Source organism: Streptomyces sp. URMC 127, from assembly GCF_051386535.1.
Classification (GTDB): Bacteria; Actinomycetota; Actinomycetes; order Streptomycetales; family Streptomycetaceae; genus Streptomyces.
This window is the reverse complement of the sequence record NZ_JBPQTW010000263.1, coordinates 1-8,275: the sequence shown is the minus strand read 5'-3', so window position 1 is coordinate 8,275 and position 8,275 is coordinate 1. Positions and strand designations below refer to the sequence as shown.

Annotated in this window: 7 protein-coding genes; 4 read left to right on the top strand and 3 right to left on the bottom strand. The window is 73.8% G+C overall.

Annotated elements, in window-relative coordinates; translation table 11 throughout:
* Positions 1–353: 353 nt before the first annotated feature.
* Together ACSNOH_RS31275 and ACSNOH_RS31270 are read left to right on the top strand one after the other, a co-directional pair.
* A complete protein-coding gene (locus ACSNOH_RS31275) occupies positions 354–1,178 on the top strand; it encodes an ABC transporter permease (RefSeq protein WP_436724822.1) in 825 nt (274 codons plus the stop codon).
* Positions 1,179–1,375: 197 nt separating this feature from the next.
* Positions 1,376–1,957, top strand: coding sequence for a TMEM165/GDT1 family protein (locus tag ACSNOH_RS31270; RefSeq protein ID WP_436724821.1), 582 nt, complete (start codon positions 1,376–1,378; stop codon positions 1,955–1,957).
* 49 nt (positions 1,958–2,006) lie between these two features.
* On the opposite strand, the gene ACSNOH_RS31265 is transcribed toward ACSNOH_RS31270, so the two are convergent.
* Positions 2,007–2,684, bottom strand: a complete 678-nt coding sequence (locus ACSNOH_RS31265) for an HAD-IA family hydrolase (RefSeq protein ID WP_436724820.1) — start codon at positions 2,682–2,684, stop codon at positions 2,007–2,009.
* Between the two features lie 314 nt (positions 2,685–2,998).
* Between ACSNOH_RS31265 and ACSNOH_RS31260 the strand changes: the two genes are divergently transcribed.
* Positions 2,999–5,086 (top strand): MFS transporter, encoded by a 2,088-nt coding sequence (locus ACSNOH_RS31260; protein WP_436724819.1) that lies wholly within the window; start codon positions 2,999–3,001, stop codon positions 5,084–5,086.
* Positions 5,087–5,122: 36 nt separating this feature from the next.
* On the opposite strand, the gene ACSNOH_RS31255 is transcribed toward ACSNOH_RS31260, so the two are convergent.
* Positions 5,123–5,263 (bottom strand): hypothetical protein, encoded by a 141-nt coding sequence (locus tag ACSNOH_RS31255; RefSeq protein ID WP_436724818.1) that lies wholly within the window; start codon positions 5,261–5,263, stop codon positions 5,123–5,125.
* A 202-nt stretch (positions 5,264–5,465) separates the two neighbouring features.
* On the opposite strand from ACSNOH_RS31255, the gene ACSNOH_RS31250 reads away from it, so the two are divergent.
* Positions 5,466–7,529, top strand: a complete 2,064-nt coding sequence (locus tag ACSNOH_RS31250) for a bifunctional glycosyltransferase 87/phosphatase PAP2 family protein (protein ID WP_436724817.1) — start codon at positions 5,466–5,468, stop codon at positions 7,527–7,529.
* A gap of 9 nt (positions 7,530–7,538) precedes the next feature.
* Here ACSNOH_RS31250 and ACSNOH_RS31245 read toward each other — a convergent pair whose 3' ends face one another.
* Positions 7,539–8,243, bottom strand: coding sequence for a hypothetical protein (locus ACSNOH_RS31245; protein ID WP_436724816.1), 705 nt, complete (start codon positions 8,241–8,243; stop codon positions 7,539–7,541).
* Positions 8,244–8,275: the final 32 nt, after the last annotated feature.

Genomic DNA, 8,275 nt, shown 5'->3' with positions numbered 1-8,275 from the left:
GGCGTGGGCCGTGCCGCCGCCCAGGACGAGCGCGCCGGCGAGGGCCGCGAGGCCGCTCGCCGCCGCGGCGGTGCGACGCGCGTAGAGACGGCGCGCGGCGGGGCGGGTGCGCATGGCGGGCATGGGAACTCCCTGTCGGGTGGGGGGTCTTCGGCCGTGGAGAACGGCCAGGATGGCGGCGTCCGGTGTCCGGGGGGTGGTCGCCAGGTAACAGGGTGACGACGCGGCCATGACAAGGCAAGGGTCAATTCACGTGACGTTGAACCCGATCGGCGCAGCGTGCCGCCCATTTCCTGACACGCCGCCATGCGACCGCCGGTAACCGGCCGTTCGGCGCGCCTAGGGTGGTCCGCGTGCTCGCCGCCGCAACGCTGCTGCCCGTCAACGCCACGCTCGCCGTGGTGCTCGCCGCCCTCCTCGCGGCGGCGGTGGCGGTCGCCGCGGCCGCCCGCCTCGCCGACGCGCGCGGCCGCGGCTGGGCGCGGTCCGTCGCGGTCGCGGGGGTGCGCGCCGCCGTCCAGCTCGCGGCGGTCTCGGCGCTGATCGGCTGGGTCGTGCGGGCCGTGCCGCTGCTGCTGTGCTTCGTCGCCCTGATGTACGCCGTGGCGGTGCGGACCGCGGGGCGCAGGATCACCGGCAACCGCACGTGGTGGTGGGCGGCCCTGCCCATCGGCGCGGGCGTGCTGCCGGTGCTCGCGGTGCTCGTGCTCACCGGCCTCGTGCCGGTCGAGGGCGTCGCGCTCGTCCCCGTCGCGGGCATCCTCATCGGCGGCGGCCTGACCGCGACGGTGCTGGCCGGCCGGCGCGCCCTGGACGAGCTCCACACCCGCCACGGCGAGGTGGAGGCGGCCCTGGCGCTCGGCCTGACCGACCGCGACGCCCGGCTGGAGATCGCCCGCCCGGCCGCGTCCGACGCCCTGCTGCCGGGCCTGGACCAGACCCGCACCGTGGGGCTCGTCACCCTGCCGGGCGCGTTCGTCGGCATGCTGCTGGGCGGGGCGTCGCCGCTGGCGGCGGGCGCGGTGCAGCTGTTCGTGCTGGTCGCGCTGATGGCGGTGCAGGTGGCCGCGGTCGCGGTGGCGCTGGAGCTGGTGGCGCGGGGGCGGCTGCACCGGGCGGACGCGAGCGGGGAAGGGGCGCGGCGGTCGCGTACCCTGGGGGGAGCAGAAGGGGAGTAGCTCTTCGCCGGACCGTCGACATACTGCCGAGCTCGCCTCGGCCGGCGCCCGGAGGCCGCCCGTTCCGTACGGGACGGCCAGCGAGACCTTCGGCCGCAGTGTCCATGACGCTGCCGTGCCGAAGCGACCCCTGAAACGTGCGGAACGTACAGGTCCCCTCGGTGCGGCAGCACCCGACCTACTGAGGGATTGACCACGTGTTCAGCTTCACCGTCGCCGCCCTGGTCTTCGGCGTCGTCTTCCTTGCCGAGCTGCCCGACAAGACCGCCCTGGCCGGCCTCATGCTCGGCACCCGCTACCGCGCGAGCTACGTCTTCGCCGGCGTCGCCGCGGCCTTCGCCGTGCACGTCGCGCTCGCCGTCGCCGCCGGCAGCGTCCTGTCGCTGCTGCCCCACCGGCTCGTCCAGTGCGTGGTCGGCGTGCTCTTCCTCGCGGGCGCGGCCATGCTCCTGTTCAAGAAGGACGAGGACGACGAGGAGCTGAGGAAGCCCGCGGACCAGTCCTTCTGGAAGGTCTCCGGCGCGGGCTTCATGCTGATCCTCGTCGCCGAGTTCGGCGACCTCACCCAGATCATGACCGCCAACCTCGCCGCCCGCTACGACGACCCGCTCTCGGTGGGCCTCGGCGCGGTCCTGGCCCTGTGGGCCGTGGCGGGCCTGGGCATCGTGGGCGGCCGCACCCTGATGAAGTACGTACCGCTGGCGATCGTCACCAGGGTGGCGGCCCTCGTGATGCTGGCCCTGGCGGCCTTCAGCCTGTACGAGGCGGTCGCGGGCTAGCGGCAGGTCCTCTGCCGTGGTGGGCGGCCCCGGCCCGCGCCGCTGATCGTCAGCTGTTGATGCGCAGGACGATGCCGCCGTCCTCCGACGGCTCGACCCGTACCTGCGTCAGGTCCGCCACGGAGACGTCCGGGGCGTGGGCCGCGGCGCGCGGGCCGACGCCTATCACGCGCATGCCCGCCGCCCGGCCGGCGGCGATGCCCGCCTCCGAGTCCTCGAAGACGATGCAGTCGGCGGGGGCGAAGCCGAGCGCGGCCGCGCCCTTGAGGAAGCCCTCCGGGTCCGGCTTGCTCGCGCCGACGGACTCCGCGGTCACGCGGACCTCCGGCATGGGCAGGCCCGCCGCGCCCATGCGGGCCTCGGCCAGGGCGCGGTCCGCGGAGGTGACCAGGGCGTGGGGGAGGGCGGCGAGGGCCGCCATGAAGGCGGGGGCGCCGGCGACCGGCACGACGCCGTCCATGTCGGCGGTCTCGGCCGCGAGCATCCGGCGGTTGTCGGCGTGGTTCTCCTCCATCGGGCGGTCCGGGAGGAGCACGGCCATCGTCGCGTAGCCCTGGCGGCCGTGGACGACCTTCATCACCGCGTCGCCGTCGAGTCCGTGCTCGGCCGCCCAGCCGCGCCAGCAGCGCTCCACGACGGCGTCGGAGTTGACGATGGTCCCGTCCATGTCCAGGAGCAGGGCGCGGGCGGTCAGCGTGGTCGTGGCGGCGTGGGCGGTGGCCTGCATCGGCGGACTCCAGAGCGCGGGAGGAAGACAAGCGGCCCCGCCCGCCGGTCAGGGAATACGGGCGGAGCCACTTTGTTTCTCCACGATACAAAGAGCGGGGCCTTTCGTGCCAACCCGGGCGGCCCCCGGTCTCCCGCGCAGGCTCCCGGCGGCTCGCCTCGTACGTTCCCGGCGGCTCCTCCCGTACGCTCCCGGCGCTGCCAATGGCCTACCCCGGCGGGCCGGACCGGCCGATCGGGACGACGATGGAAGAGCCCGTTGTCCAGGAGAGCCGCCGGGATCCCCGCGGGATCCCGGCAGACCCAGGAGCGCCCATGGCGGACGAGACCCCCGGCCCCTCCGTGGCCGCCGCGCCGGCGCCCCCGCCCGTCCCCGGCGAGGGGCAACCCCGGCGCACCGTCCTCGTGGCGATCGGGGCGCTGCTGCTCGGCATGCTGCTGGCCGCCCTGGACCAGACGATCGTCTCCACCGCGCTGCCCACGATCGTCAGCGACCTCGGCGGTCTCGAACACCTCTCGTGGGTCGTCACCGCCTACATGCTCGCCTCCACCGCCGCGACCCCCCTGTGGGGCAAGCTCGGCGACCAGTACGGGCGCAAGAAGCTCTTCCAGACCGCCATCGTGATCTTCCTGATCGGCTCCGTGCTGTGCGGCATCGCCCAGAACATGGGCGAGCTCATCGCCTTCCGCGCCCTCCAGGGACTCGGCGGCGGCGGCCTGATGGTGCTGTCGATGGCGATCGTCGGCGACATCGTCCCGCCCCGGGACCGGGGCCGCTACCAGGGCCTCTTCGGCGCGGTCTTCGGCGGCACGAGCGTGCTCGGGCCGCTGCTCGGCGGCCTGTTCGTGGACCACCTCAGCTGGCGCTGGGTCTTCTACATCAACGTGCCCATCGGCGTCGTCGCCCTCTTCACCATCGCCGCCGTCCTGCACATCCCGGTCCGCCGCACCCCGCACCGCATCGACTACCTCGGCACGTTCCTCATCGCCGCCGTCGCCACCTGCCTGGTGCTGATGACCTCGCTCGGCGGCGTCACCTACCCCTGGACGTCCTGGCAGATCATCGGCCTCGGAGTGCTGGGCGTGCTGCTGCTCGTGCCGTTCGTGGCCGTGGAGCGGCGCGCCGCGGAGCCCGTGCTGCCGCTCGGCCTCTTCCGCATCCACGCGTTCTCGCTCTGCTCGGTGATCGGCTTCGTCGTCGGCTTCGCGATGTTCGGGTCGATGACGTACCTGCCGACGTTCCTGCAGGTCGTGCACGGCGTCTCGCCGACGCTGTCCGGCGTGCACATGCTGCCCATGGTGGCGGGGCTGCTCATCGCCTCGACCGGCTCCGGCCAGATCGTCAGCCGCACCGGCCACTACAAGGCCTTCCCCATCGCCGGCACCGCCGTCATGACCGTCGGCCTGCTCCTGCTGCACCAGCTCGGCCCGGCCAGCAGCACCGCCGAGATGAGCGCCTACTTCTTCGTCTTCGGCTTCGGGCTCGGCCTCGTCATGCAGGTCCTCGTGCTGATCGTGCAGAACGCCGTCGCCTACCGCGACCTGGGCGTCGCCACCTCCGGAGCCACCTTCTTCCGCTCCATCGGCGCCTCCTTCGGCGTCTCCATCTTCGGCACGATCTTCGCCAACACGCTCGGGCCGCGCATCGCCGACGCCCTCGCCGGCGCGAAGCTGCCCCCGGGCGTCAGCGCCGGCCGGCTCCAGGCCGACCCGCGCGCCGTCTCCGCCCTGCCGCCGGGGGAGCGGGCGGGCGTCCTCGCCGCGTACTCCGACTCGATCACCGACGTCTTCCTCTACGCGGTGCCCGCCGCGCTCGCCGCCTTCGCCCTCGCCTGGTTCCTGCGCGAGGAGCCCCTGCGCGGCAGCGTCACCGCCCCCGACACGAGCGAAGTCATCTCCAGCAACCCCGTCGAACGCTCCTCCCACGACGAGGTCGCCCGCGCGCTGTCCCTCCTCGGCAGCCGCGAGGGCCGCAAGCGGATCTACGAGGTGATCACCGAGCGGGCCGGGCTCGACCTGCGGCCCGCGGCCAGCTGGATGCTGCTGCGCATGAACCGCTACGGCTCCGTCGAGCCGTCCCTCCTCGCCGAGCGCGCGGACGTCCCCCTGCGCGCCGTCACCGAGGCGGCCATCCAGCTGGAGGTCCGCGGCCTGGCCCGCCGCGAGGGCCTCCCCCTCGTCCTCACCGACGAGGGCCGCCGCGTCGCCGAACGCCTCTTCCGCGCCCGCGAGGAGTCCCTCGCCGACCTCCTCGGCGACTGGTGGACCCCCGACCGCCCCACGGACCTCGACGCCCTCGTCCGCGCCCTCAACATCGAACTGTGCGGCTCGGACGCGGAACGGCCGCAGGGCGGGGAGGCGCCGCGGCGGGACCACGAGGCGTGGCGGGAGAAGGGCGGCTGAGAACACGCGTACGGCCGCGGGCCTGCGGCGGGACACTCAGGAGACGGGCGAACTGACCTCGCGCGCCACCTCGATGAGGCGGAGATCCGCGGCATCCTCCAGCGCGGACCGAGCGGCCTCGTCGTCCCCTGCGGTGTCCACGACGGCCTGCCGCCACCAGTCGTCTATCGGCGGCATCGCCGCCGCGCTCGTGGCAATGGGGCCGTTTCCTCCCGAGACGATACCGGTGCGGCTCTCCCGGGCAGGGCTCCATGAAGGAATCCGAGGAAGTTCTCAGGTGACGCCCGAGTGACCCGCGTCTCTTCTCACGGACTCAGTAAGGTCTCGAAGAGCGCTACGAGAGTGACCGGGAGCTGGCCTACTGGAGGAGCGGCAGGGCGTGGCGGATGCGCAGAGGGGCGGGCTGGAAGGTCCACCGCGGGCGTGGCCGTGGACCGGCCTCACCCTGGGCGTGTTGTGGCTGCTCGCCGGCCTGCTGGCGCTCCGTCAGGCCGCCGCCGTGCTGCGGCTGCCCCCCGAGCGGAGGTTCACCGACCTCGCCCGGTGGATCGGTGACAACGGCGTCCTGCACGTACGGGGCTCGCTCTACGGCACCGACGAGTTCACCGGTACTCCCTTCGAGGGACTTGCCCTCAAGCCTCTGACCAAGGCGGCCGAGCAAGGCCTGGGCGTCTTCTGGACGTTCGGCACGCTCCTGCTCGTCGTCGCCCTGGCGCTCGTCGCCGCCCGCTCCCTGCCCGGCCCCGTCCCGCGCCGCACGGCGCTGCTCGCCGCCCCCGTGGCGGTGATCCTCACGGTGCTGTCGCTGCCCGTGCGGAACACGTTCACGCTCGGGCAGACGAGCATCCTCCCCGTCCTCCTGGTGCTCCTCGGCTGCTGCCTGCCCCGCCTCGCGCAGGGCCCCGGCCGGGCGAGCGGCCTCCTCGTCGGCGTCGCCGCGGCCCTGCAGCCGGCCGTGCTGCTCTTCGCCGCCCTGCAGTGGCTGACCGGCCGCCGCCGCGCGGCCGCCGCCACCGGCGTCACCTTCGCGGCCTGCACGGCACTGACGTGGATCGTCATGCCGGACGACTCGTGGACGTACTGGATCCACCACATCGCGGGCAGAGGCCTCGGCCACGCCCCGGACGGCCTCGCCAACCAGTCCCTGCACGGCCTGCTGCTCCGCACCGGCCTGCGCGGCCCGGCCGAGCTCGCGCTCTACGCCCTGACGGCCGCCGCCGTCGCCGTGCTCGGCCTGCGCCGGGCCGCCCGCTACGCCCTCGACGGGCAGACGCTCCTCGCGACGGCCGTCACGGGCTGCACCGCGATCGCCGTCTCCCCGACCGCCTGGCAGCACCAGCAGCTGTGGATCCTGCTCGCGGTCGCCGGCCGCGTGGGCAAGCGCCGCGCGGACCGCCTGGTGTGGCCCGTGCTCGTGGTCCTCGTCATGACGCTCACCAGCCGCGTGCTGATGCCGGACAACCCCGTCCTGCGCCCACTCGGGGACAACGCCCCGCTGCTGGCCGCGCTCCTCGCGGCCTGCGCGGTGCCGTTCCTGCCGCGCGCCGCGGAGGGCTGGGAGCGCCCGCTGCCGACGCCGGCGGCCGAGCCGCGGCGGGGCCGCGTCTCCTGGGTGCCGCTGTTCCGCTTCTGGCGGCGGCCGCTGACCCGGCCGAACGTCCTGCTGGAGCTGATGCTGCTCCGGGTCGGCTACTGGGTCTACCAGGTCATCCGTGCCCGGGCCACCGGCGAGCGTTCCGTCGCCGAGGCGCACGGCCGGCAGATCCTCGGCATCGAGGAGTTCCTGCACCTCGACGTCGAGCACGGCTTCAACCGCTTCGTCGCGGACAGCGGCTGGCTCACCGGCAGCATGAACTACTACTACGGCACCTTCCACTTCCTGGTGCCGGTCGCCCTGCTGGTCTGGCTCTACGTGCGCCGGCCCGGCACGTACCGCTGGGCCCGGACCGCGCTGTCCCTGGCGACCCTGATCGCCCTCGCCGGCTTCTGGGCCTATCCGCTGGCGCCGCCGCGGCTGATGCCCGGCCTCGGCTTCGTCGACACGGCCAACGGCCCGCAGGACCTCGACAACCCCGACTTCGGCGCGCTGACGGAGCTGTCCAACCAGTACGCGGCCATGCCGTCGCTGCACATCGGCTGGTCGCTGTGGTGCGGCATCGTGATCGCGGCCGTCGCGCCGAAGCGGTGGATGAAGTGCCTCGGCATGCTCTATCCGCTGATGACGCTCTCGGTGATCGTCGGCACCGCCAACCACTACGTGCTCGACGCGGTCGGCGGTGCCCTGGTCGTCCTGACCGGTTTCGCGATCCAGTACGTGCTGAGCGGCCCCGGGAGGCTGGTGTTCGGGAAGGTCCCGGGGGCGCGCGGCGAGAGCGATCCGCTGCCGGGGGCGGGCGCTACCGGGGTCGCGGACGCGGCGCCTTCGCGGGTGGCGAAGGGCTGACCGCCCGGCTCATTCGCTCACGGTGATCTGCGAGCCCGGGTCGGTCGTGTCCGTGACGTCGTAGACGGCGTTGAAGACGGACGTCGTCGCGCTCGTCGGACACCCGAAGCCGCCCTCGACCTTCACCGGCACATTGGCGTTGGCGACGGTCAGCTTGGCCGGAGAGCCGTTGGTGTAGGTGGCGGCGATGTCGGCGGCCGCGGTGGGGGCCGCGGTGATGGTGCAGTTGGCCAGGCCGGTGGACTTCAGCACGAAGCCGCCGACCGGGACGGTGAGGGTCGCGGTGATCGGCGACCCGTACTGCATGGACACCTGCCACTCCCCGGACGTGGCGACGGTCGTGGTCACCCCGGGGATGCTGGCGGTGCAGCCGGAGTACGTGGGCGCGTTGAGGCCGCTGACGACCGGGCCCGCGGGGTTCTGGTTGCCGGGCGCGTCCGGTATCCGGTTGCGGGCGGGCTGGTCGTCCGACGGCTTGGAGCTGGAGACCGTACACGTGGCGGTCACCGAGCCGGCCTTGAAGGTGGCCTTCCCGTTGAGCGTGGCCGCGAAGGAGTGGCCGGCCGGGGTGACGGTGGTGGAGCCCGCCGCGATCGTCGCGGCCGCCGGCCCCGGCTGGGCGCCCGCCGCACCGGTCAGGGACAGGGAGGCGGCGACGGCCAGCCCGGCGCCGCAGGCGAGCACGGCCCGGGGACGGAGTCTGCGAGGGGTCATCGGTTCTCCTTGGGTGGGAGGTGGGGGTGGTG

Excerpts from the sequence above, each read along its gene's own strand:
- ACSNOH_RS31265 (WP_436724820.1), bottom strand. The coding sequence starts at position 2,684 with ATGCAGGCCACCGCCCACGCCGCCACGACCACGCTGACCGCCCGCGCC.
- ACSNOH_RS31260 (WP_436724819.1), top strand. The coding sequence starts at position 2,999 with ATGGCGGACGAGACCCCCGGCCCCTCCGTGGCCGCCGCGCCGGCGCCC.
- ACSNOH_RS31255 (WP_436724818.1), bottom strand. The coding sequence starts at position 5,263 with ATGCCGCCGATAGACGACTGGTGGCGGCAGGCCGTCGTGGACACCGCA.
- ACSNOH_RS31245 (WP_436724816.1), bottom strand. The coding sequence starts at position 8,243 with ATGACCCCTCGCAGACTCCGTCCCCGGGCCGTGCTCGCCTGCGGCGCC.